Genomic DNA, 26443 nt, shown 5'->3' on the forward strand with positions numbered 1-26443 from the left:
TCCTGGAGAACTAGCCTCCTAGGACGCCCTACGGGACGTGCGGCCAGGCACCCGGAAATTTCTCCGCCACCGATGTCGAGAACGGACGGGCAGCTTCGTCCCCGGAGTGAACGCGGCCAGAATGGGCCGCACCACTGCACGAGGAGACACTCATGAAGTACCTGCTCCTGAAGCACTACCGTGGCGGCCCCACCCCGGTCACCGACATGCCGATGATCGACAAGTGGACGCCGGAGGAGATCTCCGCGCACGTGACCTACATGCAGGAGTTCGCGGCGCGGCTGCAGGAGAGCGGCGAGTACGTCGACGGTCAGGCGCTCGCCCCGGAGGGCACGTTCGTCCGCTACGACGGCGAGGGACGCCCCCCGGTCACCGACGGTCCGTTCGCCGAGACGAAGGACCTCATCGCCGGCTGGATGGTGATCGACGTGGACAGCTACGAGCGAGCGCTCGAACTGGCCGCCGAGCTGTCGGCCGCGCCGGGGCAGGGCGGCAAGCCGATCCACGAGTGGCTGGAGCTGCGTCCGTTCCTGACCGCACCGCCCACCATCACCGAGTGACCCGTCCGATGGACGAGGTCGCGCTGCGCAGCCTCATCCCGGGCGTGCTCGGTGTCCTCGTCCGCCGCGGAGCCGACTTCGCGGCGGCCGAGGACGCCGTACAGGACGCGCTGATCGAGGCGCTGCGTGTCTGGCCGGCCGACATGCCCCGCGATCCAAAGGGCTGGCTGGTCACCGTGGCGTGGCGGCGGTTCCTCGACGTGGCTCGTGCCGACGCCGCCCGGCGCCGGCGCGAGGACGTCGTGGACGACGAGCCGCCGCCCGGCCCGGTGTCCGCCGTGGACGACACGCTGCGGCTCTACTTCCTCTGCGCGCATCCGTCGCTGAGCCCGTCGTCGGCCGTCGCGTTGACGCTGCGCGCCGTCGGCGGGCTCACCACCCGGCAGATCGCGCAGGCGTATCTGGTGCCGGAGGCCACCATGGCGCAGCGGATCAGCCGGGCCAAGCGCACCGTCTCCGGGGTCCGGTTCGACCAGCCCGGTGACGTCGCCACCGTGCTGCGGGTGCTGTACCTGGTGTTCAACGAGGGCTACTCCGGCGACGTGGACCTGGCGGCCGAGGCGATCCGGCTGACCCGGCAGCTCGCCGCCGCGATCGACCACCCGGAGGTGGCCGGGCTGCTCGCGCTCATGCTGCTGCACCACGCCCGCCGGGCCGGACGCACCGCGCCGGACGGCAGCCTGGTGCCGCTCGCCGAGCAGGATCGTGGCCGGTGGGACACGACCCTGATCGCCGAGGGCGTGGGCATCCTGCAGACCGCCCTGTCCCGGGACCGGCTCGGCGAGTTCCAGGCCCAGGCCGCCATCGCGGCCCTGCACGCCGACGCGCCCACCGCGACCGAGACCGACTGGGTGCAGATCGTCGAGTGGTACGACGAACTGGTCCGCGTGACCGGCAGCCCGATCGCGCGGCTCAACCGGGCCGTCGCGGTCGGCGAGGCGGACGGCCCGCGCGCCGGGCTGGCGGCGCTCGCGGCGCTGGACGACACGCTGCCCCGGTACACGGCGGTCGCCGCGTACCTGCACGAACGCGACGGCGACCCGGACCGGGCGGCCGCGCTGTACGCGGAGGCGGCCCGCCGCGCGCCCAGCCTGGCCGAACGCGACCACCTGAACCGGCAGGCGGCCCGCCTCAACTCCCGCCGCCCCGGATAAACCGGTCGGCCACGTACGTCGCCGCTGGTAGGTTGCCTCGCCGTGACGGGGGAACGGCTCGGCGGGCGCTTCGCCCGACTGTGGACGGCGAGCACGCTGTCCGCACTGGGAAGTGGGATGGCGACGGTGGCGGCGCCGCTGTACGTGGCGTCGATCACCGACGATCCGCTGGTGGTGTCGGCCGGGGCGGCGGTGTCGTGGCTGCCGTGGCTGCTGTTCGCGCTACCCGGTGGCGTGCTGGCGGACCGGGTGGACCGGCGGTGGCTGATGGTGGTCATCGACTGGGTGCGGGTCGCCGCGCTGGTCGTGCTGGCGGTGGCGATGCTCGCCGACCGGGCCGGGATCGCGCTGCTCTACGCGGTGCTGTTCGTGGTCAACACCGGCGAGGTGGTATTCCGGACCGCCGCGCAGGCGGTGCTGCCGGCGGTGGTGCCGCGCTCGCTGCTGGAACGCGCCAACGGCTGGCTCGGCGGCGGCACCCAGGTGATGCAGAACATGATCGCCGGCCCGCTCGGCGGGTTCCTGTTCGTGCTGGCGGCGTCGCTGCCGTTCGCGCTCAACGCCGGCACGTACGCGCTCAGCGCCGTCCTGGTGGGGTTGCTCGCCGGGACGTACCGTGCCGGGCCGGCGCCGGACGAGCGGCGGTCGGTGCGGGCGGAGGTCGCGGAGGGGTTCCGCTGGCTGTGGCGGCAGCGGCTGCTGCGCACCATGACCGTGCTGATCGGCCTGCTCAACGTCACGCTCACCGCCGCGGTGGCGGTGCTGGTCCTGCTCGCCGGGGAGCGGCTGGGCCTCGGCTCGGTCGGCTACGGCGCGTTGTTCACCTGCATGGCCGTGGGCGGAGTGCTCGGCTCGCTGGTGGGGGACCGGCTGATCGCCGCGATCACGCCCACCTGGACGGTGCGGACGGGGCTGCTGGTCGAGGCGGGACTGCACCTGGCGCTCGCCGCGTCCCGCAGCGCGGTCGTGGTCGGGTTCGCGCTGTTCGCGTTCGGGGCGCACAGCGCGCTGTGGAACATCGTGGCGAACTCGCTTCGGCAGCGGCTCACGCCGGCGGCGTTGATGGGCCGGGTCGGCAGCACCACGTTGTTCGTCGCCGCGGGCGGCAACTGTGTCGGCGCGCTGCTCGGTGGCGTGGTGGCCGCCCGGTTCGGCATCACCGCCCCGTACTGGGTCGGTTTCGTCGTGGCGGTCGCGGTGATCGCCGCGACGTGGCGGGTCTTCGACCGGGCGACGGTGGCCGCCGCCTACGCCGACCCGGCCCCGCAGAAGCCCGCGCCGGTGGCCTGAGCGCGGGTCGGCCGGTGGCCGCCTCCACCGATGTGGCAGCGTGGCCGGATGCACGCATCCTTCCCGGTCGACGTCGACCTCGCGCTGGTCGGCGGCGGCGGCGCCGCGTCCCTGGTCCTGGCCGCGCTGGACCGGCACGGCGTGACCGGGCTGCGGGTCGCGGTGGTCGACCCGGTGCACAAACGCGGCCAGGACCGCACCTGGGCGTTCTGGGGCCTGCCCGGCGACGACCTCGACCCGCTGCTGAGCGCGAGCTGGTCGCAGGTCGACGTGGTCACACCCGCCGGCCGCCGCGTCCTGTCGCTCGACCCCCTGCGGTACGGCATGCTGCGCTCCGCCCCGGTCTACGACCGGGCTGCCGAGGCCGAGCGGCGGCTGGACGCGGTCCGGATCAGCGCCCCGGCGGGGGAGCTGCACGACGACGGTGAGCGGGTCACGGTCCGCGACCCGGACGGCCGGGACCTGGTGCGGGCCGGCTGGGTGCTCGACTCGCGGCCCCGGCGGCCGAGGCGGCCGGGACGTACCAGCTGGTTGCAGCACTTCCGCGGCTGGTGGCTGGCCGCCGACCGGCCGACGTTCGACCCGCAGCGGGCGGTGCTGATGGACTTCCGCACCCCGCAGCCGCAACGCGGCGTCTCCTTCGGGTACGTGCTGCCTGTCGACGACCGGTTCGCGCTGGTCGAGTACACCGAGTTCGGGCCGGAACTGCTCGACGACGCGGGCTACGACGCGGCGCTGCGCGGGTACGCCGACCTGCTCGGCCTGGACCTGACCGCGCTGCGGGTGCGGGAGGTCGAGAACGGCGTGATCCCGATGACCGACGGCCCGTTCGAGTCCCGCCCGAGCCCGCGCGTGGTGCGGCTGGGCACCGCGGGTGGGGCGACCCGCCCGTCCACCGGCTTCACGTTCTCCGCGATGCTGCGCCAGGCCGACCAGGTGGCCCTGGCGCTCGCCGCCGGCCGTCCGCCGGTGCCGGCGCCCGCCTACCCGGGACGGCACCTGTGGATGGACGCGGTGGCGCTGCGCGCGCTGGACCGGGGGCACGTCGGCGGGGTGGAGTTCTTCGAGCGGCTGTTCGACCGCAACCCGCCGGAGCGGGTGCTGCGGTTCCTCGACGGCGTGACCAGCCCGGCGGAGGACCTGGCGGTGATGCGGTCCAGCCCGCTGCTGCCGATGACCGGCGCGGTGCTCGGCGACGCGGCCGGGCGGCTGCGGGCCCGCCTGCGCCGCTAGCCGATCGCCTCGGCGACGCGGTCGCGCACCAGCGTCCGCAAGCCCTCCATCGGGTCGCCGTCGCCCGCGCCGAGCCGGTTGCGCACCGCCGCCACCGTCAACCCCAGTTCGGGGTACGCGAACGCGAGGCTGCCGCCACTGCCGGCGGTGCCGAACGATCCGTCGTCCTCGACCGCGTACCCGAGCCCGAACGTGCTCTCCTGCCCGAACACCCACTCCGGCGCGCGGACCGCCGGGGCGGACACGTCCCGCATCCGCTCGGCGGAGATCAGCCGCACCCCGTCGACCGGGCCGAGCAGCGCCGCGTACATCCGGGCCACCGCGCGGGCGCTCATCGTGCCGACCGACGGCACGTCGGCGCGCAGCACGTCGGGGCGGGAGCCGATGACGGTGTCCGGCCGTACGGCGGGTGGGGCGACCGCGTCGAAGTGCGGCAGGTTGGCCCCGGCCCAGGTCATCAGCGCGGACAGGCCGGCGTCCTCCAGCCGGGCCAGGCGGGGCAGGTCCGCCTCCGGGACGCCGAGGAACAGTTCCCGGTCCACGCCGAGGGGCCCGGCCACCTCCTGCGCCAGCACCCGCGAGATCGGCGCGCCGGTGACCCGCCGGACCACCTCGCCGAGCAGCCAGCCCCACGTCCACGCGTGGTACGCGAGCCGCTCGCCGGGTGCCCACAGCGGCCGCGCGTCGGCGAGCAGGTCGCACATGCGCGTCCAGTCGGTGAAGTCCTCCGGCGTGACGTCGGCCGGCAGCGCGGGCAGGCCGGCGGTGTGGGTGAGCACGTGCCGCAGCGTGATGCCGCCCTTGCCGTGCCGGGCGAACTGCGGCCACACCGCAGCGAGCGGCAGGTCGTAGTCGAGGCGTCCCCGCTCGGCCAGCACGTGCACCACTGTGGCGGTGAGACCCTTGCCGGTGGAGACGGCGTGCACGGGCGTGTCGGCGGTCATCGGCCTGCCGGTGGTGGTGTCGGCGAGCCCGGCCTGCTCGGTGAGGATCGCGACCCCGTCCAGGTACGCGGCCACCTGCACGCCGGCCTCCCGGCCGGAGGAGACCAGCTCGTTGATCGTCGCCCGTACCTCGGCCCGCAGGCCGTCCCACCGCGTGTCCACGATCTCGCAGCGTGCCAGACCGGCGTGCCGTCCGTCGCATGCTTTTCCGTGGCCCGGCGGCTCGGTGCCAGCACCGGCGCTCGTGGGTGGCGTCGTCACCCCGGTCGGCGCGGTGAGGCCCGGCTGCTCGACGATGCCCGGCGGCTCGGTGCCGGCCGTCGGCGGCCTCAGCGGGCGACCGGCGTCGGCGCGCCGGTTCCCTGGGCGAGCAGCGGGTTCGTGTCGCCGGTGAGCAGCCGGGCGCGCAGCGCGGCGATCGTCTCCTCGCCGACGCCGAGCCGGCCGGTCACGTAGCCGCGCACCGAACCGTGTCCGGCCCGCAGGTCGGCCAGCACCAGCCGGATGATCTCGGCCGGGGCCCGCCCGTACGCCGGCCAGCCCGGCGTCGCGCCGCCGTTGCGGTCCCGCCACTCGGCGACCAGCCGGTCGGTGGCGTGCTCGGTGAGCGCGAAGTCCGCGGCGATCTGGTCGTCGTCCACGTCGAGCACTGACAGCACCAGCGCGGCGAGCAGGCCCGTGCGGTCCTTGCCGGAGGCGCAGTGGAACACCAGCGGATGCTCGTCGTCCGCGATCACCTCGATCGCCCGGCGCAGCTCGGCCACGCCGTCCTCGGCCACCTCGGCGTACCGGTCGGCCAGGTAGCGCCACGGGTCCACGCCGGGGTCGATGTCGGCCTGCACGTACGGCCGGTGCTCGATGCTCAGGTTGTGCCAGGTCACGCCGAGGCTCTCCGGCGCCCGGCCGCGGTCGGCGATCTCCCACGGGTACCGCAGGTCGATCACGGTGCGCACGCCGAGCGCCGCGAACCGTTCCAGGTCGTCACCGGCGAGCTTGGCCAGTGAGTCGGAGCGGTAGAGCCGGCCCCGGGCGACGGTGCGGCCGTCGCCGGTTCGAAGGCCGCCCAGGTCACGGAAGTTGCAGAGGGTGGCGAAGTCCGGGGGTCTGGTCATCCCGGCACGCTAGCCGGGCACGGCGGGTCCTGTGGTCCCGCGCGCTCGCGTACCCGGTAGGTTGCCGGGCATGGCGGAGGCGGAGACCGGCCGGGTCGTGGAGATCTGGACCGACGGCGCGTGCAGCGGCAATCCCGGGCCCGGCGGCTGGGGCGCGGTGCTGCGCTGGGGCGGGCACGAGCGGGAGCTGTGCGGCGGCGAGGCCACCCCGACGACGAACAACCGGATGGAGCTGACCGCTGCCATCCGGGCGCTGGAGAGCCTCACCCGCCCGGTCACGGTACGCCTGCACACCGACAGCACGTACGTCCGTAACGGCATCACCGGCTGGCTGAACTCGTGGAAGCGCAACGGCTGGCTGACCGCCGCGAAGCAGCCGGTGAAGAACGCCGACCTGTGGCAGGCGCTGGAGGCGGCCTGCTCCCGGCACGACGTGACCTGGCTGTGGGTCAAGGGGCACAACGGGCACCCGGAGAACGAGCGCGCGGACGCGCTGGCGAACCGGGGCATGACGGAGGCGCGGGGCGCCGGCGCGGCCGCCACCACCCCGCGCGCGCGTCAGCGCAGCGGCCGGCCCTCCTCGATCTCCTCCGGCTCCTCGGACGGATCGCCGGTGCCGGAGACGGCCGCCACGTCGTAACCGGCGCGGCTGACCTCCCGTGCCGAGCGCCGGTCCTCGGCGGGCAGGTCGGCGAAGTCGTCACCGGTGTCGTCGGTGGTGTGCAGGGACTCGCCCGGCGGGCGCAGGGACGCCTCGTACGCGGTAGCGCCGTCGGGTTCGTCGCCGGCGGCGCGGCCGAAGGACTGTTCACTGGTCATGTCGCACTCCTGCCCGCAGCGGGTGACGGCAAACGTTCGTGTCGCCCGAGCCCTGGCGACGGGCCGGGTTCGTTCGGTGGCCCGGGTTCGGCCGGTGCTCGCGGCCGGTCAGCGGGCCGCGTCCGGGTGGGTCGGCATCGAGGAGCCGCCCGAGCTGCTGCCGGAGGCGCCGCCCGCCATGCCGGATCCGTTGTCCTCGGTCACCTCGTCCGGTTTCGGCGTGCCGGGGGCGGGCGCCGGCACGTCGGTGTCCGCTGCCGTCTGCACCAGCGGAACCTGCCCGGCCTCGTCCTCGGCGTGCGCCGGGTCGACCGGCTCCTCACCGTCGCGTGCCCGATACCCCACCGGTGGCCCCTCCCGTCGGTCGACGTCGTCCGCGCCGCCTACCCCACCCCACCCCCACCAAACCCACGCGCCTCCGCCCGGTCCCGGCCTCGCAGTTGACCAAGGACTTTGTGTCCCGATCCGGCCCTGAACCCCGACCCAAACTCCTTGATCACCGCCGAGGTGGCCCTGGCGGGCCGGCCGAGGGGGTGATCAAGGAGTTTGTGGCCTGGCGGCGGGCGGAAATGGACACAAAGTCCTTGATCGCCGCGGTGCGGGGGGTGGGTGGGAGCGGGTGCCAAGATGCGGGCGGGCCGGGGGTCGGCGGGAGTGGCGTCGGCGGCGGGGCGCGCGTGGGTGGCGTCAGCGGGGCTGGCGGCGGCGCTGCCGGGGCTGGGGGCGGGCCGGGGTCAGCGTCAGGGTCCAGTGGGCCGGGCGGCGTAGCCCCGGCGGCAGGACCGTGCGGTGGTCGCCGCGCGCGGCGTCGAGCTGCGACTGGTGCGTGAACAGGCACTCGCTCAGGTCCGCGCCGCGCAGGTCGGCCCCGCGCAGGTCCGCGCCGGTCAGGTCGGCGGCGCCGAGGCGTACGCCCCGCAGGTCGGCCCCGATCAGGCAGGCGCCGCGCAGGTTCGCCCCGGCCAGCGGGGTACGGCGCAGGTCCACCCCGATCAGCATCGCGCCCCGGCGGTCCGGCCCGGCCTTTCCGGCGTGGGCCCGCTCGGCGGCGCGGGACAGCAGCCGGTTGGCCCGGTCCCGGTGTGCGTCGACGTCGAGTGCGAGCAGCTCGTCGGGGGTGCCGTCGGTGAGCCGGCCGGTCTCGTCCAGCGCGGCGGCCAGCTCGTCGCGCAGCGGCCCGGGCGGGGTCAGGCGTACCGCCTCGGTCAGGTACCACAGCAGCTCGTGCAGCGGCCGCAGCACCGCGAAGCTGTCGAACATCCGTTGCGCGGTGGCCGGGTCGGCCCGCCAGTCGCGGCCGGCGAACGTGTGCCCGGTGAGGTGCTGTCCGGCACCGAAACAGTCGAACACTGTGCAACCGGGGAAGCCGCGTTGCCGCAGCTCGGTGTGGATGCCGCAGCGGAAGTCGGCGCCCAGGTTCGGGCAGGGCCGCCCGGCGGGCTTGTCGATGGCGAAGTCGGCCGACGCGGTGAACGCCGGCGCGACGCAGCAGACCCCGGCGCAGCGCGAACAGTCCGCCCGCAACTCCCGCCCGCCGCCCGCCACGCCCGACTCCACCACCACGGTCCCCATTCTCCGCACCCACCCCGCCCACCTGCCCACCCACCCCACCCGCCCACTCCGTCGATCATGAGGTTGACGGCGACAAACCGGACCGGGACCGCCGTCAACCTCATGATCAACGCTGAAGGGGTGGGGGTGGCGTCAGAAGGTGAAGAGGGAGGCGGTGGTGCGCTGCATCAGGCAGGCGTTGGCGAACGTCCGGGTGTAGGCGACCGGGCGGTTCTGCCAGAAGCCCACGGCGCGGGCGACCACCGGGGCGTACTGCGACGTGCACGGCGCGCCGTCCACGTCGAGCGCGTCCAGGTCACCGTCGACACGGGCGACGAGCCGGCAGGCGGTGATCGGGTCGGGGTGCAGGCCGCCGGTCGGCCCGCAGGTCAGCACCGTGGCGCGCACGCCGGCGCCGTCGTCGACGGTGAGCAGCAGCACCGAGGGGGTCTGCGGGCCGGGGCGCGGCGCGGCCTGCGCGGGGGAGGCCGGCGCGGCGAGGCCGCCGAGCGCGGCGGCCAGGGCCAGTGCGGCGGTACGTCGGGCGAAGGGCATGGGTGGTCCTTCCGTCGGGGCCCCGGGTGAGGGCCGGTGGACGGCCCGGTACGTCGTGCGAACCGGACCGCCGAGAACCCTAGGTGGACGGTGTGAACGCGAAGCGTCACGAAGTGTTACGCCGGCCGACCGCGACGCCCGTCCGCTGTGACATCGGCGTACGGGAATGCCCGAACGGCTGACAACCGCCCGAGTGCCTTGCGGCAACGCATTCCGAATTCGCGGCACGCCTGCCTGAAAGGCTGACAACCGAATCGCGCCGTTATTGCGCCGATGCATTCCGTACGCCGGATCGTTGTCAATGCGCGACAACCGGAACGGCCGTTACCGGAACGATTCTTTTCGGCGTACCCAAGCGCTTTACCGTCGGGTGGCAGGGCGTTTTCGTCCCCGTCGGGAGGACTGCTCATGAGCGAACTGTCGTACCCACCGGCCGTCCCCGGCCCCGACGTCGAGGCCGTTCCCGGCCCGCCCGGCCGGCCCGGCGAATTCGTCGGCCGGTCACCCGGCCGGCTCGCCTGGATGCGGCTCAGACGCGACCGTACGGCCCGGGCCAGCGCCGTCACACTCGCCGTCGCCGCCCTGGTCGCGCTCGGCGCGCCACTGCTGGGACGGCTCACCGGAATCGACCCGACCGACAAGTTCGTCGACCGGCTCAACGATTTCGGAATGCCGATCGGGTACGCCGGCGGAATCAGCTCCGACCATTGGCTCGGACTCGAGCCCGGCAGCGGCCGGGACATCCTGATGCAGCTGGTCTACGGCCTGCGGACGTCGTTGTTCATCGCGTTCGCCTCGGCGCTGCTGGCCTCCGGAATCGGTGTCGCGGTCGGTGTGCTCGCCGGGTGGGCCAGAGGCTGGCTGGACGGCGTCGTCAACTGGCTGATCGACCTCACGCTCGCGTTCCCGTTCCTCATCTTCGCCCTCGCGGTCATCCCGATCCTGCAGGACCGCTTCTACTCCGACCGGGAGGCGCCGTCGCCCGCCTTCCGGGTGGCCCTGATCGTCGCCACCTTCGGCCTTTTCAGCTGGACGTACACCGCGCGGCTGGTCCGCGGCCAGGTGATCTCGCTGCGGGAGCGCGAGTTCGTCGACGCGGCCCGGGCCGCCGGCGCCGGCACCGCGCACATCCTGCTGCGGCAGCTGCTGCCGAACATCTGGGCGCCGATCCTGGTCACCGTCTCGCTGATGGTGCCGCAGTTCATCGCCATCGAGGCGGCGCTGGCGTTCGTCAACATCGGCGTCACCGAACCCACGCCCGACCTGGGCCGCATGATCTTCAACAGCATCGGCTACGTCGCGAGCGACCCCTGGTACACCCTGTTCCCCGGGTTGACGGTCTTCCTGCTGGTCCTGGCGTTCAACCTGCTCGGCGACGCGCTGCGCGACGCGCTGGATCCCCGCTCCACCCGGTAGTCCCCACGGCCATCAGTGCCCGGCCGGCGGGGGCCGCCGGGCAGGAAGGGAGCACATCGTGCGCGCACGAACCCGGACACTGACAGGTGTCCTCGCCGTGGCGGCGCTGGCCGCCGCCGGCTGCAGCCCCACCACCGACGACGGCGGGGGCGGCGACGACCAGAAGACCAAGACCCAGAGCGGCTCGATCTCGTACGAGGCCGCCGACAACCAGGGCCCGGCGAAGCCGGTCGACGGGGCGAGCCGCGGCGGCACCCTCACCGTCATGCAGCCGGCCGACTTCGAACACCTCGACCCGGCCCGCAACTACGTCAACGTGCAGCAGGTCGCCGGCGGGATGCTGTACCGCCCGCTCAACGGCTACAAGGAGGACGGCAGCGGCAAGCTGCTGCTCGTCGGTGACCTGGCCACCAACCCCGGCAAGGACGTGAACGGCGACTGCAAGGTCTGGGAGTTCACGCTGCGCGACGGCGTGAAGTACGAGGACGGCACGCCGGTGAGCAGCAAGGACGTCGCCCACGGCATCGCCCGGTCGTTCGCGGCGAACCTCAACGAGGGCCCGCACTACATTCAGCAGTGGCTCTACCCGGGCGGGGCGTACAACGCCACCTACAAGGGACCGTACGACGGCGGCAAGCCGGTGCCCGACGGCGTCACCACACCCGACGACCGGACCATCCGGTTCACGTTCCCGCAGCCGCACTGCGACCTGCCGTACGCGGCGGCGCTGCCCACCAGCGCGCCCGTGCCGGCGGCGAAGGACACCCGCGCCAACTACGACCTGCGGCCGTTCTCGTCCGGGCCGTACCGGGTGAAGAGCTACCAGCGCGACGTGGCGCTGGAGCTGGAACGCAACCCGAACTGGGATCCGGCGACCGATCCGATCCGCAACGCGTACCCGGACGCGATCCGGATGACGTTCGGCCTGGAGCAGGCCCAGATCGCCGAGCGTCTGGTGGCCGACGGACCGGCCGACCAGGCGTCGCTGAGCTGGTCGGACGTGCCGCCGTCGGTGCTGCCCCGCACCACCGGCGCGAGCGTCGCCGACCGGGTGGTGCGCGGTCCGACGCAGTACAACTGGGTGCTCAGCATCAACACCCAGCGGGTCACCGACCTGAGCGTACGGCGGGCGCTGAACTACGCCGTCGACAAGGACGCGCTGCTCAAGGTGCTCGGCGGGCAGGCAGCCGGCTCACCCGCCACCACGCTCATGTCACCCACCACCGCCGGGTTCGTCCCGTACGACGTGTTCAACGCCCCGGTCACCGGCGACAAGGCCAAGACCGCCGAACTGCTCGCCGGCAAGCGGCCGAAGCTGGTGCTCGCCCACTCCAACCTGGAACTGCGCACCCAGCAGGCCGAGGCGCTGCGCAAGAACCTCACCGACATGGGCTTCGACATCGTGATGAAGCCGATCGACAACAGCAGCTACTACGACGAGGTCGGCCGCAAGGACAACCCGTACGACATGTACCTCACCGGCTGGGGCTCGGACTGGCCCACCGGCTCCACTGTCATCCCGCCGGTCTACGACGGACGGGAGATCGTGGCCGAGGGCAACCAGAACCTGTCGTACCTCAACGAGCCGTCGGTCAGCGCGGAGATCGACCGGGTCCGCGACCTGCCGGCCGCGGAGCAGGACGCCGGCTGGATGGCGCTCGACCGCACGATCATGGAGAAGTACGCCCCGGTCGTGCCCTGCTACTACGACGCCACCTACGAGCTGCACGGCTCGAAGGTCGGCAACGCCTTCCTCAGCGACGCGTTCGGGATCATCTCGCTCAACGGCATCTACGTGAAGAAGTGACAGCCGCGTGGGGGCGGCTGCCACGGCGGCCGCCCCCGCGCCCACACCGGGGGAGGTGCTCCCGTGCTCCGTTTCGTCGTACGGCGGCTGCTCGTCGCCGCCCTGACCCTGGTCGTCATCAGCCTTGTCACGTTCGGCCTGTTCTTCGCGGTGCCGAGCAGCCCGGCGAAGGTGATGTGTGGCAAGAACTGCACGGCCGAGGACATCGCCCAGGTCGAGCGCCGCCTCGGCATCGACCAGCCGCTGCCCCGGCAGTACGCCGACTTCGTCGGCGGCGTGTTCGCCGGCCGGACCTACGGCGAGGGCGACTTCCGGCAGGACTGCCCGGCGCCCTGCCTGGGTTACTCGTTCCGCAACAACCAGCCGGTCACCGAGATCGTCGCCCAGCGGGCACCGGTGACGTTCAGCATCGTCCTCGGCGGCGCCGTGCTCTGGCTCGGCCTCGGCGTCTCGCTGGGCATGGTGTCGGCACTGCGCCGGGGTACGGCGTTCGACCGCGCCGCCATCGGCGTCACGCTGGCCGGGGCGTCCATGCAGGTGTACTTCTTCGGGCTGATCCTGCTCTACCTGCTCGTCTACTCCACCGGCCTGCTGCCGTTCCCCAGCTACACCCCGCTGACCGAGAGCCCGCTGCGCTGGGCGGCCGGGCTGCTGCTGCCCTGGATGACGCTGGGCTTTCTCAACTCGGCGCTGTACGCCCGGCTGTCCCGGGCCCAGATGCTGGAGACGCTGTCGGAGGACTTCGTCCGTACCGCCCGGGCGAAGGGGCTGCCCGCCCGGAAGGTGCACACCCGGCACGCGCTGCGGGCGGCGATCACGCCGATCGTGACGATCGCCGGGCTGGACATCGGCACCAGCCTCGGCGGCACGTTCATTACCGAGACCATCTTCGGCCTCCAGGGTCTCGGCAAGGCGACAGTGGAGGCGGTGCAGTTCCTCAACCTGCCGGTGGTGATGGCGACGGTGCTGCTGGCCGCGGTGTTCATCGTGGTCGCCAACATCGTGGTCGACGTGCTGTACGCGGTGATTGACCCACGGGTCCGGCTGAGCTGACGGGAGGGAACGGACATGGTGGAGCTTCCGGCGCCGCGTCGCGGCGAGGGCCCGTACCTGCGGGTCGAGGACCTGCGGGTGCGGTTCGACACCGAGGACGGTGTGGTCCGGGCGGTGGACGGGGTGTCGTTCGCGGTGGAGCGGGGTCGCACGCTGGGAATCGTGGGGGAGTCCGGTTCCGGTAAGAGCGTCACGTCGCTGGCGATTCTCGGTTTGCACAACGCGAAGCGGACGGCCATCTCGGGGGAGATCTGGGTGGGTGGGCGTCAGCTGGTGGGGTTGGGTGAGGAGGAGATGCGGCGGCTGCGGGGCCGGGACATGGCGATGATCTTCCAGGATCCGTTGTCGGCGTTGCATCCGTACTACTCGGTGGGTAGGCAGATCGCGGAGGCGTACCGGGTGCACCACCCGAGGGCCGGGAAGCGGGAGGCCCGCAGCCGGGCGGTGGACATGCTGGGGCGGGTCGGGATTCCGCAGCCGGCCAGGCGGTTCGAGCAGTATCCGCACGAGTTCTCCGGTGGGATGCGGCAGCGGGCGATGATCGCGATGGCGCTTGTGAACGACCCGGATCTGCTGATCGCCGACGAGCCGACCACGGCACTCGACGTGACGGTGCAGGCGCAGATCCTGGATCTGCTGGCGGATCTGCAGGAGGAGTTCCGGTCGGCGATCGTGTTGATCACCCACGATCTGGGTGTGGTGTCGCAGGTGGCTGATGACGTGTTGGTGATGTATGCGGGTCGGGCGGTGGAGCACGGGAGTGTGCAGCGGGTGTTGCGGGCGCCGCAGCATCCGTACACGTGGGGGTTGTTGTCGAGTGTGCCGTCGTTGCACGGCGACGCGGACGCGGACCTGGTGCCGATCCCGGGTAACCCGCCGTCGTTGATCAACCTGCCGTCGGGGTGCGCGTTTCATCCGCGCTGCCGGTGGGCCGGGGTGAACGGCGACCGGTCCCGCGCGGAGGTACCGGAGCTGGGCCCGGCCGGGGAGGCGGGGCACCTGGCGGCGTGTCACCTGCCGGTCGCCGCGCGGGAGCGGATCTACCGGGACGAGGTCGCACAGGTGGGGGTGGCCCGATGAACGGTGTGACGAACGGGCAGGCGGCGATCGTGGCCGTCTCGGCGGCGGCGAACGACGCGGGCGGCGCGGTCCGGCTCGCGGGCGAGCCGCTGCTGTCGGTGCGCGGTCTGACGAAGCACTTTCCCGTGCGGCAGGGCCTGCGTGCCACGGGTGCGGTGCGGGCGGTCGACGGGTTGGACTTCGACGTGCGCCCGGGCGAAACGTTGGGGCTGGTGGGGGAGTCGGGCTGTGGGAAGACCACGACCGGGCGGATGCTCGTGCGCCTGCTGGAGCCGACCGCCGGGTCGATCGCGTTCGCGGGGCGGGACATCACGCATGCGAAACGTGGTGAGTTGCGCGGGCTGCGGCAGGACCTGCAGATCATCTTCCAGGACCCGTACGCCTCACTGAACCCGCGCCACACGGTCGGGCGGATCGTGGCGATGCCGTTGCAGGTCAACCGCATCACCCCACCCGGCGGCGTCAAACACCGCGTCCAGGAACTCCTCGAACTCGTCGGGTTGAACCCGGAGCACTACAACCGGTACCCGCACGAGTTCTCCGGCGGGCAACGCCAACGCATCGGCATCGCCCGCGCCCTCGCCCTGAAACCGAAACTCATCGTCGCCGACGAACCCGTCTCCGCGCTGGACGTATCCATCCAGGCGCAGGTCATCAACCTGCTACGCAGCCTGCAACGCGACCTGGACCTGGCGTTCGTGTTCATCGCCCACGACCTGGCCGTCATCCGGCACTTCTGCCACCGCGTCGCCGTCATGTACCTCGGCAAGATCGTCGAGATCGGCGACCGCGACACCATCTACACCCGGCCCCAGCACCCCTACACCAGGGCCCTGCTGTCCGCCATCCCCGACGTCACCACCCTCGGACCCGCCGGCCGCATCCGCCTCACCGGCGACGTCCCCACCCCACTCAACCCGCCATCGGGCTGCCGCTTCCGCACCCGCTGCTGGAAAGCCACCGACCACTGCGCCACCGAAGAACCCGCGCTGACCACCCGGGACGGCGGCACACAACTCACCGCCTGCCACTACCCGGAGAGGCAAACACCATTCGATGCGGTCATGGGAGCCGAGCCCGCACCTTGACCAGGGGACGCCGAGCGGTCACAGCGGTGACGGGTCGTCGCGCAGCCGGCTGTAGAGCCACCCGTCCCGCCAGGCGCCGGCCCGGAACTCACAGGCCCGCAAGACCCCCTCCAGTTGGAAGCCGGCCTTCTCCAGCGATCGCTGCTCGGCAACGTTCTCGGGATGGGTGCCGGCCTGGATGCGCTGCGCCGGGGTGTGGCTGAACAGGTAGTCGCAGAGCAGCGCCTGGGCCCGCCAGCCGAGACCCCGGCCGCGCCATTCGGGCAGCAGCACGATGCCGATCTCCCAGTACGGTGCCCGCCCGCCGTGCTGGCCCTGGCGATAGCTGAGGAATCCGGCCGCGACGTCGGGGGGCTCGACCTGGACGATCAGGCCGCCCACCTGCTCGCCGAGATAGCCGTCCTCGGCGAAGCGGCGGGCCGGCGCGGCGGCGTCCCGGAAGCCGGCCCAGTCGAGCCCGATCAGCCCGGGTTCGACAGCGAAACGGCGCAGCATCGCCAGGTCGTCCTCGGCCACCGGGCGCAGTCGTACGGTCGAGCCGGGCGCCTCGTGCACGACGCCGGCCACCAGCGGATCGGAACTCTGCATCCTCCGCACCGTAGTGACGGGCCGGGCCGCCCGCTGCCCCCGCGCCCGGCGGCTGACCGCTAGACGGAACGCCACGAATCAGAAGCGAGGGCAGACGCTTGCGGCCCCATCACCAGCATCCCCCCGTCCACCGCCCACGACGCCCCCGTCACGTACGCCGCCGCCGGCGAGGCGAGCATCGCCACCACCGCCGCCACCTCCCGGGCGTCACCGGGACGTCCCACCGGCACGCCGGGCCGGTGCTGCGTGAACGGGTCGACGTCCTCCTGCCCGGTCATCGGGGTGGCGATCTCGCCCGGCGCGACCGCGTTGACGGTGATCCCGTCGGCCGCCAGTTCCTGCGCCATCACCTTCGTGAGCAGGCCGAGCCCGCCCTTCGCCGCGCAGTACGCCGACGAGCCGACCCGGGGCGCGTGCTCGTGCACGCCGGTGATGTTGATGATCCGGCCGCCCCGTCCGGCCGCGCGCATCCGCCGGGCGGCCCGCTGCGAGCACAGGAACGGGCCGTCCAGGTCGACAGCCAGCACCTCGCGCCACTTCGCCCAGCTCACGTCCACGAACGGCTCGGACAGGCCGGTGCCGGCGTTGTTGACGAGCACGCCCAGGCCGCCGAGCCGGTCGGCCAGCTCGTCGATGACCGCCGCCGCCTCGGGGAGCCGGGTCAGGTCCAGCTCGGCGAGCGCCACCGCGCACGCCTTGCCGATGCCGGAGTCCGCGCCGGTGACGATCGCGACGCGGTCGTAGTCCTCGTATCGTTCGGGCATGTCCGCGCACTACCCGCGGGCGGCGACCTCAACCGGCCGGACGACCCCGGCTCACCCGGCGGTTTCGTCGGACCCGCTCGCTAGGGTACGGGCGTGATCGCCGATGACTCCGATGCCGTGACAGTCCACTTCCTGCGCATGATGCGTGCCGAGCTGCGCGCCGAACGGGTGGGGGAGGATTCGCTCGGCCGCACCGCCGATCTCGCCCGGCGCTGGTGGGGCACCGGCGACGCGCGGCTCGCCGACGCTCTGCGCGAGCTGCACGGCGAGCCGGTCGACCCGGCGGAGTTCGACGCGCTGATGGCGCGCGACCGGACCGACCCCGACGCCTGACCACGCCGGCGCCCGCGATCCGCGCGCCGGCACCGAATCGGCCGGCGTCAGCCCGTCCGGACCGGCACGGCGAACCGGGGCGCGTCAGCGGTGAGCAGCGCCGTCCGCGACGGCACGCGCCACTGCTCGGCCAGCGCCGCGGCCAACTCGTCCAGCATCCGGCGTACGGTCGGCGCCGCCCCCTCGTGCATCGCCTCGACCACCACCAGCACTTCGGCGGTGCCTGCTCGTACCGCTGACGCGCCGCTCTGCCGGTGGCACCAGCGCCGGGCGTGCGCGTGTCCGCCCTGGTCGGCGAAGATCACCTCGCCCGGCGCGGGTTGCTCGCTCTCCCCGCCGAGACCCAGGTAGGACTCGGTGCCGTCGGCCGGGCGTACGGTCAGGTCGCCGTCGATCCCTGCCAGGTCGAGCACTGCTACCGGGACGGCGTACCGGACCGAGAGCGCGTTGCCGAGGTCGACGAGTGGGTGCAGCCGGGGCAGGTCCCCGTCCCGCCGCAGGCGGCGCAGCAGCGACTCGGCGGCGCAGCGGTAGCGGGTCGGCGGGCAGCCCATCCGGGCGAACGCGCGACGCCACGCCTGGATCTCCGGGAAGCCACCCTCCGGCCCGGCGGCGAGCCGGTCCCGGGCGGCGCCGAGATACCCGGCCAGCAGCGGCGTGACGTCGGCGTCGGGTGTGACACCGGCGGCGTGCAGGACGCCGCAGGTCAGCTCCGGAGAGGCCGACCAGATCTCGGGGGAGTGCCGGAAGCGCACGGGAAAGACTCCTTCTACGGGCGAGCGAGTACGGGTCAGGCGGTGAACGCGAGGCCGAGGCCCAGGGCGAGGAAGCTGCCGGCGAAGGCGTGCCGCAGCAGCGCGGTCAGCCGGGGCCGGGACAGCACCCGGCGGCGCAACGCGCCGGCCAGGAGCGCGTACCCGGCGAACACCAGCAGTGTGACGGCCATGAACACCAGCCCGCAGGCGAGCATGCGCACGGTGGCGGCGGGCGCGTCCGGCGGCACGAACTGCGGCAGGAACGCCACGAAGAACACCGTCACCTTCGGGTTCAGCAGGTTCATCAGCACCCCGTCGCGGAACACTGCCGCCGCCGGGCGCGGGGGCCGGTCGCCGTCGAGGGCGAACGCGCCCCGGTCGCGCAGCGCCGACCAGGCCATCCAGAGCAGGTACGCCACACCCAGCCAGGTCACCACGCGGAACGCCGGGGTGCCGGCGCGCAGCAGGGCGGCCAGGCCGGTCACGGCGGCGATCACGTGCGGGACGAGGCTGAGCGTGCCGCCGGCGGCAGCGGCCAGGCCGGCCCGGCGTCCGCCGGCCACGGTGGTGGCGAGCGTGTGCATCACCCCGGTACCCGGCGTGATCGCGACGACGAGTGTGGTCAGCAGGAATGCGACTGTCATGCGGTCCAGCCTGTGGCCATAATGGTCCGATGGACAGGGCCAAAGCTGTCGTGATCAAGGAGTCCAAAGCGCCCGGTGCGGACTTCCTCCAGCTCGATGTCGGCGAGGCGCCGCCGGGTGGCCGCGCGGACTGGCTGGCCGCCCGCCTGCGATCGGCGATCGCCGACGGCCGCGCACCGGTGGGCACCCGCCTGCCGGCCAGCCGGGTGCTCGCCGCCGAGCTGGGTGTCTCCCGGGGCGTGGTGACCGAGGCGTACCAGCGGCTGGCCGAGGACGGGCAGGTGGCCGGGCGTGGCCGGGCCGGAACGGTGGTGGTCGCCTCGCCGGCCGCCGTGGTGACCCGGCCGCCCCGGCCGAGGAAAGCGGCCGAGGTGTTCGCCGGCCGGCCCGGCCTCGACGCCTTCGACGAGCTGCGCGCCGTACCCGCCGAGGTGGACCTGACGCCCGGCGTACCCGATCTGGCGGCCTTTCCCCGCGCGGCCTGGCTGCGGGCCGAACGCAACGTCCTGCACCGGCTGACGCCCGCCGCGCTCGGCTACGGCGACCCGGCCGGCACGCCCGCGCTACGGCTCGCGGTCGCGAACTGGCTGGCCCGCGGCCGGGGCATCCGAGCCGACCCGGCCGAGGTGGTGATCGTGTCCGGGGTCTCCCAGGCGCTCGGCCTGCTCGCGCGGGTGCTGCGCGATCGGGGTACGCACACCGTCGCGGTGGAGGACCCCGGCTCCCTCGGCGTACGGCAGCACCTGGCGTACTCCGGGCTGGCGACCCCGCCGGTCCCGGTGGACGACAGGGGCCTGTGCGTCGACGAGCTGGAGCGGTCCGGCGCGCCGGCCGTGCTGCTCACCCCGGCGCACCAGTTCCCGACCGGCGTGGTGCTCGACGGGGACCGGCGCCGGCGGCTGCTGCGGTGGGCACGCGACGGCGGCCTGGTGGTGGAGGACGACTACGACGCCGAGCACCGCTACGACCGTCCGCCGGTACCGGCGCTGCGGGGCATGGCGCCGGACCGGGTCTGCTACGTCGGCAGCATCTCCAAGCTGCTCGCGCCGGCCCTGCGGATCGGGTGGATGCTGGTGCCGCCCGCGCTGCACGCCGACGCGGTGGCCGTGAAGCGGGCGGCCGATCTGGGCAACGCGGCGCTGGCGCAGCTCGTCCTGGCCGAGCTGATGGAGTCCGGCGCGCTGGAACGGCACCTGCGGCTGCTGCGCCATCGGCACGTACGCCGCCGGGACGCGATGATCCGCGCGGTCGGCGCGTACCTGCCGGGGGCGGTGGTGCACGGCGCGGCGGCCGGGCTGCACCTGATGGTCACGCTGCCCGGTGACATCGACGACCGGGCGTTGGCGGCGGCGGCGTTGCGCCGGGGCGTGAAGGTCCACCCGCTGTCGTGGCACGGCCAGCGCCCGCAGCCGCCCGGCCTGGTCCTCGGCTACGCCGCGACCCCACCCTCCGACATCGACAGTGCCCTCGCGACGGTGGCCGAGGCCCGTCGCGCCCTCACCCCGCCCCGCTGATCAAGGAGTTCGGGTCCGAGTCGATCTCCTCCAAGGACACAAACGCCTTGATCAACGGGGAATATGGGGGGCGGGCGGGGGTGGGGGGTAGAGGGCGGCCAGGGCTGCGGCGGTCTCGGCCAGGCGGGCGCGCAGCGTCTCCGGGGTGAGGACCTCCACGTCGGCGCCGAGCCGGAGCAGGTCGCCGTGGGCGTGGGTGAGCGACTCGATCGGGATGACCGCGTGCACCCAGCCGGCGGCGTCGGGCGGGCCGGCGCTCGCCTCGGCGGCGGTCACCACCACGTCGCTGCCGACCTCACGCAGCCGGGCGAACCCGCGCGGCGACAGCCGGATGCGCGCCTCGTCGCGGTGCAGCCCGGCCCGGAACTCCACCACGTGCGCGCGCCACCAGGCCGGCAGGTCGAACTCCGGTCGCTCGAACGTCTCCTCCAGCGGGGTCAGGTCGAGGATCTGGTTGACCCGGTAGGTGGCCGGGTCGGCGCGGTCCGGCCGGGCGGCGACCAGATACCAGCGCCCGCCCTTGAGGACCAGCCCGTACGGCTCGAGGACGCGGGTCGTCTCGCCCCGCCAGCCCCGGTACCGCACCCGGACCCGGTGCTGCCGCCACACCGCGTCGGCGGCCTCGGCCAGGTGTGGCGACGGGTCGCCGTCGGAGTACCAGCCCGGCGTGTCCAGGTGGAACCGCTGTTCCAGCCGGGCCGCCCGGTCGGCCAGCGGCGCGGGTAGCGCGGCCCGCAGCTTGAGCTGTACGGCGGCCACGACCGACTGGTAGCCCAGCTCGGCCGCGGGCCCGGGGAGCCCGGCGAAGAGCAGCCGGTCTGCCTCCTCGGCGGTCAGCCCGGTCAGCCGGGTCCGCCAGCCCTCCACGAGCCGGTAGCCGCCGTCGTGCCCGGCCTCGCCGTACAGCGGGATGCCGGCGGCGTGCAGCGCCTCCACGTCCCGGTAGATCGTGCGCGCCGACACCTGGAGGCGGGCGGCCAGGTCGGCGGCGGTGAGCCGGCCGTGCGCCTGCAGGAGCAGCAGGATGGACAGGAGTCGACTGGCCCGCATTCTCCTGACACTAGCTGTCAGGGGAGCGGTCCTAGCGTGCCCGCATGGCTTTTCACGACAAGGAGCTGACCGTGCCGGGGGCCGTCGAGGTGGCCGGCCGGCACGTCAAGCGCTACCACATCGACCAGCCGGACCGCCGCCTCGAACCGCGTGTGGTCGACGCCGCGTACGCGTACCTGCCGAAGCTGCTGCCCGGCCCGGACGGCGCCACCCCGCCGGCGAGCTGGGTGGTGCTGCACCGGGGCGCCGACACCGGGGCGTACCTGCTGGCGTACAGCTGGTTCTTCGACAACGTGGTCGAGTGCCGCATCGCGATCGCCGGGCAGCCCGCGCTGGACTGCCCGGACGACGACCCGGCGCACTTCGTGGACCTGACCCGCCCCGGCGTCGGCTGCGTCTGGGAACTGGGCGTGCTGGAACACGAGCGCGTCGCCTGGATCCGGCACGTGCTCGCGCCGGACCGGCCGGACCTCGCGGGCTACCTGGCCGACGCCCGGGCGCAGGGGCCGGTGGGCAGCTGATGGGCGACTTCGACTTCCTCGTCGGCACCTGGGACGTGACCAACCGGCGCCTGCGGCAGCGGCACGTCGGCGCCGACGACTGGGACGAGTTCGCCGGTGTCAGCGAGGCGCGCTCGTTCTTCGACGGCGCCGGCAGCTTCGACGAGATGCGCTGCCCGAGCCGGGGCTTCTCCGGCTCCACGGTGCACGTCCGGAACCCGTCGACCGGGCTGTGGTCGATCTACTGGATGCACAGCGCGCGGGGCGTGCTGGAGCTGCCGCCGGTGGTGGGCCGGTTCACCGACGGCGCCGGTGAGTTCTACGCCGACGACACCGACGAGGGGCGGCCGGTGCGCTGCCGGTTCATCTGGTCGGCGATCACCGCCGACTCGTGCCGCTGGGAGCAGGCGTTCTCCACCGACGGCGAGCGCACCTGGGAGACCAACTGGATCATGGAGTTCCGCCGGACGGCGTGACCGGCGGCGTGGTGGTCCGGTAGATCGCGGTGAGCCACACGTCGAGCAGCACGTCGACCACGTCCCGCTCGGCCACCGCCGGGCCGTCCCCGGCGAACGTGGCGTACCAGACGCGCTCGTTCATCGAGTTCAGCGCGATGGAGAGGTCCCGGGCGGGCAGCCCGTCCGGGGCCGCGCCGCGGGCGCGTTCGGCCTCGATCGCGGCCTGCACCGCGCGGACCCAGCGTTCCAGCACCTCGGCCCAGAGCCGCCGCACCTCGGCGTTGGTGCCACGCACCTGGGCGCAGGCCAGCACCACGTCCCGGTGCCCGCCGAACGTGGCGTGGAACCGGGCGATCAGCTCCCGCCAGTGGGCGCGCGGATCCTCGGCGAGCCGCTCGAACACGCCTCCGGCGGCGGCGTCGGCCTCCTCGGTGACCCGGTCGAGCAGCGTGAGCAGCACCGCGTCCTTGGACGGGAAGTAGAAGTAGAAGGTGGGCCGGGAGATCCCGGCGCCGCGGGCCAGGTCGTCGATGGAGATGTCGGCGAAGGGGCGCTGCGCCAGCAACCGCTCGGCCGTGGCCAGGATCGCGGTCTCCCGGTCGTCGCCGGTGGACCGGCCGGCCCGCCGCCCGCGCGTCGGCGCGGCGCCGGTCGGCGTACGGGCGGTCGTCATGTCGGCTGATGCTACACCCGCTCGACACCATGTCGATTCGACTCGACACGGTGTTGACTGCGGTCGACGGCGATGGATAGTGTCCGGTCCACCGCCGGTGCGAACGGGAGAAACCGATGGCCGCAGACCACGTCGACGTCCTCATCGTCGGGGCCGGCCTGTCCGGCATCGGCGCCGCCGTCCACCTCGGACGCGAATGCCCCGGCAAGACCTACGCGGTGCTGGAGGCCCGGGGCGCCATCGGCGGCACCTGGGACCTGTTCCGCTACCCGGGCATCCGCTCCGACTCCGACATGTACACCCTCGGCTACTCGTTCAAGCCGTGGACCGACCCGAAGGCCATCGCCGACGGCGACTCCATCCGGGCGTACGTGCGCCAGACCGCCCGCGAGTACGACGTGGAACGGCACATCCGCTTCCACCACCGGGCGGTGCGCGCCGAGTGGGACAGCACCACCGCGCGCTGGACCGTCCACGCCCACCGCGACGACACCGGCGAGGACGTCACCCTCACCTGCGGGTTCCTCTTCACCAACTCCGGCTACTACCGCTACGACTCCGGCTACACGCCGCGGTTCCCCGGCGTCGAGCGGTACGCCGGCACGCTCGTGCACCCGCAGCACTGGCCCGAGGACCTCGACTACACCGGCAAGCGGGTCGTGGTGATCGGCAGCGGCGCCACAGCCGTCACCCTGGTCCCGGCCATGGCCGAGCGGGCCGCGCACGTCACCATGCTCCAGCGCTCACCCACGTACGTGATCGCGCTGCCCTCGCGCGACCCGTTCGCCGACGCCGCGCGGCGCTGGCTGTCCCCGAGGGCCGCGTACGCGGTGGCCCGGTGGAAGAACGTCACGCTCGGCGTGGCCAACTTCCAGCTCAGCCGCCGCGCCCCCGGTGTGGTGAAGCGGTTCCTGCGCCGCGCCGCGAAGGGCCGCCTGCCGTCCGGGTACGACGTCGACAGGCACTTCTCGCCCCGCTACAACCCGTGGGACCAGCGCCTGTGCGTGGTGCCGGACGGGGACCTGTTCGCCGCGCTGAGCGCCGGGCGCGCGTCGGTGGTCACCGACACCATCGACACGTTCACCGAGCGGGGCATCCGGCTCGCCTCCGGTGAGGAGCTGCCCGCCGACGTGGTGGTCACCGCCACCGGCCTCAACCTGCTCGCGCTCGGCGGCATGACCCTCGCCGTGGACGGCGCCGAGGTCGACCTCGCCTCGACGGTGGCCTACAAGGGCATGATGCTGTCCGGCGTGCCGAACTTCGCCATGACCATCGGCTACACCAACGCCTCCTGGACGCTCAAGGCCGACCTCGTCGCCACGTACGTCTGCCGGCTGCTGCGTCACCTCGACGACACCGGCCGGCAGATCGTCACGCCGCTCGCCCCGGACACCGACGACCTCGAACCGATCATCGACCTGAAGTCCGGGTACGTGCTGCGTGCCGTCGACCAGCTGCCCAAGCAGGGTCCGCACGCGCCGTGGCGGCTGCACCAGAACTACCCCCGCGACGTACGCCTGATGCGGCACGGCCCGCTCACCGACGGCGTACGGTTCGACCGCGCCGGCCGACCCGCCGCGACCGCCACCAGCTCGGGAGGAACCGATGCGTGACCTCGTCCTCCCCGGCGGCACGGCGGTGCTCACCGGCGCGGCGAGCGGCATCGGCGCGGCGCTGGCGCACGGGCTGGCCCGGCGCGGCGCCGACCTGGTGCTGCTCGACCGGGACGCCGACGGCCTGGCCGCCACCGTCGCCGCGATCCGGGCCGCATACCCGGACCGGCAGGTGGAGACCCACGTGGTCGACCTGGCCGACGCCGACGCCACCGACCGGGTCGCCGCCGAGATCCACCGCGCGCACCCCCGGATCCGGCTGCTGATCAACAACGCCGGCGTGGCCCTGGGCGGGCGCTTCGACGAGGTCACCCTGGAGGAGTTCCTCTGGGTCATCGAGATCAACTTCCGGGCGGTGGTGCGCCTGACCCACGCGCTGCTGCCCGCGCTCAAGGCCGAACCCGGCGCCCACCTGGTGAACGTGTCCAGCCTGTTCGGCCTGATCGCGCCCGCCGGGCAGGCCGCGTACGCGGCGAGCAAGTTCGCCGTGCGCGGCTTCACCGAGGCGCTACGGCACGAACTCGTCGACGACGGCATCGGCGTCACGTCGGTGCACCCGGGCGGTATCCGCACCCGGATCGCCGCCAGCGCCCGCGTGGGCAGCGGCGTCTCCCGGGAGGAGTACGAGGCCGGGCGCAAGCAGTTCGAAAAGCTGCTGACCATCGACCCGGCGGTCGCCGCCGAGGTGATCCTGCGCGGGGCGCAGCGACGCCGCGGCCGGGTGCTCATCGGCTGGTCGGCGAAGCTGCCCGACCTGCTCGCCCGCGTCGCGCCGGCCGGGTACGGCAGGGTGCTCGCCCTGGGCATGCGCCCGTCCCGCCCGGCGGCGGCCGTCACCGAGGCGCCGGCGCCACGGACCGAGGCGCCCGCCGGCCGGGCCGGCGCCGACGTGCCGGTCGGCGGGGCCGAGGTGCCGGTCGGCGGGGCCGAGGTGCCGACCAGCGGGGCCGACGCGCCGGTCCCGGCCGCCCGGACCGGCGAGGAGGCCGCGCGGGAACCCGGACGCACGGCGTGACAGTGGCCCTGCCGCCGGCCGGCGAGCGCACCGTCGACGGGCGGCGCGTGCGTTGCCGGATCAGCGGCGACGGCCCGCCCGTGGTGCTGCTGCACGGCATCGGCCGTACCCTCGACGACTTCACCGCCCTGCACACGGCGCTGGCCCGCGACCACCTGGTGCTCGCGGCGGACCTGCCCGGGCACGGTGGCTCCGCGCCGCTGGACGGCCCGCACACGCTTGCGGCGCTGGCCGCCGCGGTGGCCGGCTTCCTGGACTCAGCCGGGGTGACCGGCCCGGCGCACCTGGTCGGCAACTCCCTCGGCGGGGCGGTGGCCATGCGCCTGGCCGCCGACGAACCGCAACGCGTCGCCAGCCTGGCGTTGCTCAACAGCGCCGGCTTCGGCCGCGAGGTGACGGTGGCGCTGCGGCTGCTCGCGGTACGCCCGCTGGCCCGCCTGCTGCTGCGCCCCGATCCGAGGATCATCCGCCGGACCGAGCGGGCCATCTTCTTCGACCCGGCGTACGTCACCGAGGAGCGGCTCGCCCTCGCGCTCGCCGTGGCCGGGCAGCCGCACGCGGCCCGGGTGATGCTGGAGCTGGTCCGCGACCTGGGCACCTGGCGTGGGGTACGCCCGCAGTGGCGCACCGACCTGCTCGACGCGGTGGCCGCGCTCGACCTGCCCACCCTGCTCGTCTGGGGTGAGCGCGACCTCATCCTTCCCGCGGCGCACCTGGCGTACGCCCGCACCCGGCTGCCGAACGCGCGCAGCCACCTGTTCCGCGACACCGGGCACATGCCGCAGATCGAGCGGACCGCCGAGGTGGAGGCGTTGCTGCGGGAGCTGTGGGCCTGACCGTGGCCCGCGCCACTGTCCCGGCCCGCGCCGGACCG

29 protein-coding genes are annotated in these 26443 nt (G+C 73.6%); 17 read left to right on the top strand and 12 right to left on the bottom strand.

What is annotated here, in order from left to right; translation table 11 throughout:
- The first annotated feature begins 152 nt into the window (after positions 1–152).
- From O7604_RS23270 to O7604_RS23285, 4 genes are read left to right on the top strand one after another with little or no spacing between them, the layout of a single operon-like run.
- A complete protein-coding gene (locus tag O7604_RS23270) occupies positions 153–560 on the top strand; it encodes a YciI family protein (RefSeq protein WP_269705936.1) in 408 nt (135 codons plus the stop codon).
- Between the two features lie 8 nt (positions 561–568).
- A complete protein-coding gene (locus O7604_RS23275; RefSeq protein WP_269707083.1) occupies positions 569–1714 on the top strand; it encodes a DUF6596 domain-containing protein in 1146 nt (381 codons plus the stop codon).
- Between the two features lie 42 nt (positions 1715–1756).
- Complete coding sequence (locus O7604_RS23280; RefSeq protein ID WP_281577769.1) at positions 1757–3004, top strand: MFS transporter; 1248 nt, start codon at positions 1757–1759, stop codon at positions 3002–3004.
- A 48-nt stretch (positions 3005–3052) separates the two neighbouring features.
- Positions 3053–4237, top strand: a complete 1185-nt coding sequence (locus tag O7604_RS23285; protein WP_281577770.1) for a lycopene cyclase family protein — start codon at positions 3053–3055, stop codon at positions 4235–4237.
- Here the strand turns inward: O7604_RS23285 and O7604_RS23290 are convergent.
- Entirely contained in the window at positions 4234–5343 is a 1110-nt protein-coding gene (locus O7604_RS23290) for a serine hydrolase domain-containing protein (protein ID WP_281577771.1), read from the bottom strand. The two genes, O7604_RS23285 and O7604_RS23290, sit on opposite strands and share 4 nt — an antisense overlap.
- A 167-nt stretch (positions 5344–5510) precedes the next feature.
- Positions 5511–6293: a tyrosine-protein phosphatase gene (locus O7604_RS23295; protein ID WP_281577772.1), complete on the bottom strand. Its 783-nt coding sequence runs from the start codon at positions 6291–6293 to the stop codon at positions 5511–5513.
- A 70-nt stretch (positions 6294–6363) separates the two neighbouring features.
- On the opposite strand from O7604_RS23295, the gene rnhA reads away from it, so the two are divergent.
- Entirely contained in the window at positions 6364–6933 is a 570-nt protein-coding gene (gene rnhA / locus O7604_RS23300) for a ribonuclease HI (protein ID WP_269705945.1), read from the top strand.
- Here rnhA and O7604_RS23305 read toward each other — a convergent pair.
- The 4 genes from O7604_RS23305 to O7604_RS23320 form a co-directional block, all read right to left on the bottom strand.
- Positions 6852–7112 (bottom strand): hypothetical protein, encoded by a 261-nt coding sequence (locus O7604_RS23305; RefSeq protein ID WP_091418334.1) that lies wholly within the window; start codon positions 7110–7112, stop codon positions 6852–6854. The two genes, rnhA and O7604_RS23305, sit on opposite strands and share 82 nt — an antisense overlap.
- Positions 7113–7220: 108 nt before the next feature.
- Positions 7221–7457, bottom strand: coding sequence for a preprotein translocase YidC (locus O7604_RS23310; RefSeq protein ID WP_269705949.1), 237 nt, complete (start codon positions 7455–7457; stop codon positions 7221–7223).
- A gap of 342 nt (positions 7458–7799) precedes the next feature.
- Positions 7800–8684 (bottom strand): pentapeptide repeat-containing protein, encoded by an 885-nt coding sequence (locus O7604_RS23315; RefSeq protein ID WP_281577773.1) that lies wholly within the window; start codon positions 8682–8684, stop codon positions 7800–7802.
- 132 nt (positions 8685–8816) lie between these two features.
- Positions 8817–9218, bottom strand: a complete 402-nt coding sequence (locus O7604_RS23320) for an SSI family serine proteinase inhibitor (protein ID WP_269705952.1) — start codon at positions 9216–9218, stop codon at positions 8817–8819.
- A gap of 408 nt (positions 9219–9626) precedes the next feature.
- On the opposite strand from O7604_RS23320, the gene O7604_RS23325 reads away from it, so the two are divergent.
- The 5 genes from O7604_RS23325 (at position 9627) to O7604_RS23345 (ending at position 15662) form a co-directional block, all read left to right on the top strand.
- A complete protein-coding gene (locus O7604_RS23325) occupies positions 9627–10634 on the top strand; it encodes an ABC transporter permease (protein WP_281577774.1) in 1008 nt (335 codons plus the stop codon).
- A gap of 58 nt (positions 10635–10692) precedes the next feature.
- Positions 10693–12441, top strand: coding sequence for an ABC transporter substrate-binding protein (locus O7604_RS23330; protein WP_281577775.1), 1749 nt, complete (start codon positions 10693–10695; stop codon positions 12439–12441).
- Between the two features lie 63 nt (positions 12442–12504).
- Entirely contained in the window at positions 12505–13494 is a 990-nt protein-coding gene (locus O7604_RS23335; protein ID WP_281577776.1) for an ABC transporter permease, read from the top strand.
- Positions 13495–13509: 15 nt separating this feature from the next.
- Positions 13510–14574, top strand: a complete 1065-nt coding sequence (locus O7604_RS23340; protein WP_281577777.1) for an ABC transporter ATP-binding protein — start codon at positions 13510–13512, stop codon at positions 14572–14574.
- Positions 14571–15662, top strand: coding sequence for a dipeptide ABC transporter ATP-binding protein (locus O7604_RS23345; RefSeq protein ID WP_281577778.1), 1092 nt, complete (start codon positions 14571–14573; stop codon positions 15660–15662). Before O7604_RS23340 ends, O7604_RS23345 begins: the two co-directional genes overlap by 4 nt.
- 18 nt (positions 15663–15680) lie before the next feature.
- On the opposite strand, the gene O7604_RS23350 is transcribed toward O7604_RS23345, so the two are convergent.
- Together O7604_RS23350 and O7604_RS23355 are read right to left on the bottom strand one after the other, a co-directional pair.
- The gene (locus O7604_RS23350) at positions 15681–16250 is read right to left on the bottom strand and encodes a GNAT family protein (protein WP_281577779.1); all 570 of its coding nucleotides are present in this window, start codon (positions 16248–16250) and stop codon (positions 15681–15683) included.
- Positions 16251–16309: 59 nt separating this feature from the next.
- On the bottom strand, positions 16310–17014 hold the full coding sequence (locus O7604_RS23355) for an SDR family oxidoreductase (protein WP_281577780.1): 705 nt from the start codon (positions 17012–17014) through the stop codon (positions 16310–16312).
- 93 nt (positions 17015–17107) lie between these two features.
- On the opposite strand from O7604_RS23355, the gene O7604_RS23360 reads away from it, so the two are divergent.
- Complete coding sequence (locus tag O7604_RS23360) at positions 17108–17347, top strand: hypothetical protein (RefSeq protein WP_281577781.1); 240 nt, start codon at positions 17108–17110, stop codon at positions 17345–17347.
- Between the two features lie 47 nt (positions 17348–17394).
- Here O7604_RS23360 and O7604_RS23365 read toward each other — a convergent pair whose 3' ends face one another.
- Both O7604_RS23365 and O7604_RS23370 read right to left on the bottom strand, forming a co-directional pair.
- The gene (locus O7604_RS23365; RefSeq protein ID WP_281577782.1) at positions 17395–18102 is read right to left on the bottom strand and encodes a phenylalanine--tRNA ligase beta subunit-related protein; all 708 of its coding nucleotides are present in this window, start codon (positions 18100–18102) and stop codon (positions 17395–17397) included.
- Between the two features lie 35 nt (positions 18103–18137).
- A complete protein-coding gene (locus O7604_RS23370; protein ID WP_269705971.1) occupies positions 18138–18746 on the bottom strand; it encodes a LysE family translocator in 609 nt (202 codons plus the stop codon).
- 29 nt (positions 18747–18775) lie between these two features.
- On the opposite strand from O7604_RS23370, the gene O7604_RS23375 reads away from it, so the two are divergent.
- The gene (locus O7604_RS23375) at positions 18776–20260 is read left to right on the top strand and encodes a PLP-dependent aminotransferase family protein (protein ID WP_281577783.1); all 1485 of its coding nucleotides are present in this window, start codon (positions 18776–18778) and stop codon (positions 20258–20260) included.
- Positions 20261–20311: 51 nt separating this feature from the next.
- Here O7604_RS23375 and O7604_RS23380 read toward each other — a convergent pair whose 3' ends face one another.
- On the bottom strand, positions 20312–21310 hold the full coding sequence (locus O7604_RS23380; protein WP_281577784.1) for a WYL domain-containing protein: 999 nt from the start codon (positions 21308–21310) through the stop codon (positions 20312–20314).
- A 44-nt stretch (positions 21311–21354) separates the two neighbouring features.
- Here O7604_RS23380 and O7604_RS23385 point away from each other — a divergent pair, with 44 nt between their 5' ends.
- Both O7604_RS23385 and O7604_RS23390 read left to right on the top strand, forming a co-directional pair.
- On the top strand, positions 21355–21831 hold the full coding sequence (locus O7604_RS23385) for a hypothetical protein (protein WP_281577785.1): 477 nt from the start codon (positions 21355–21357) through the stop codon (positions 21829–21831).
- Positions 21831–22286, top strand: a complete 456-nt coding sequence (locus O7604_RS23390; protein ID WP_281577786.1) for a hypothetical protein — start codon at positions 21831–21833, stop codon at positions 22284–22286. Before O7604_RS23385 ends, O7604_RS23390 begins: the two co-directional genes overlap by 1 nt.
- On the opposite strand, the gene O7604_RS23395 is transcribed toward O7604_RS23390, so the two are convergent.
- Positions 22261–22941 (bottom strand): TetR/AcrR family transcriptional regulator, encoded by a 681-nt coding sequence (locus O7604_RS23395; protein ID WP_269705981.1) that lies wholly within the window; start codon positions 22939–22941, stop codon positions 22261–22263. The genes O7604_RS23390 and O7604_RS23395 overlap by 26 nt on opposite strands.
- Before the next feature lie 116 nt (positions 22942–23057).
- Between O7604_RS23395 and O7604_RS23400 the strand changes: the two genes are divergently transcribed.
- From O7604_RS23400 to O7604_RS23410, 3 genes are read left to right on the top strand one after another with little or no spacing between them, the layout of a single operon-like run.
- Positions 23058–24554, top strand: a complete 1497-nt coding sequence (locus O7604_RS23400; protein WP_269705983.1) for an NAD(P)/FAD-dependent oxidoreductase — start codon at positions 23058–23060, stop codon at positions 24552–24554.
- On the top strand, positions 24547–25569 hold the full coding sequence (locus O7604_RS23405; RefSeq protein WP_281577787.1) for an SDR family NAD(P)-dependent oxidoreductase: 1023 nt from the start codon (positions 24547–24549) through the stop codon (positions 25567–25569). The genes O7604_RS23400 and O7604_RS23405 overlap by 8 nt, the downstream gene beginning before the upstream one ends.
- Complete coding sequence (locus O7604_RS23410; RefSeq protein WP_269705986.1) at positions 25566–26405, top strand: alpha/beta fold hydrolase; 840 nt, start codon at positions 25566–25568, stop codon at positions 26403–26405. Before O7604_RS23405 ends, O7604_RS23410 begins: the two co-directional genes overlap by 4 nt.
- Positions 26406–26443 lie beyond the last annotated feature (38 nt).

The sequence above is a fragment of the Micromonospora sp. WMMA1947 genome, from assembly GCF_027497355.1.
In the GTDB taxonomy this organism is placed as follows: domain Bacteria; phylum Actinomycetota; class Actinomycetes; order Mycobacteriales; family Micromonosporaceae; genus Micromonospora.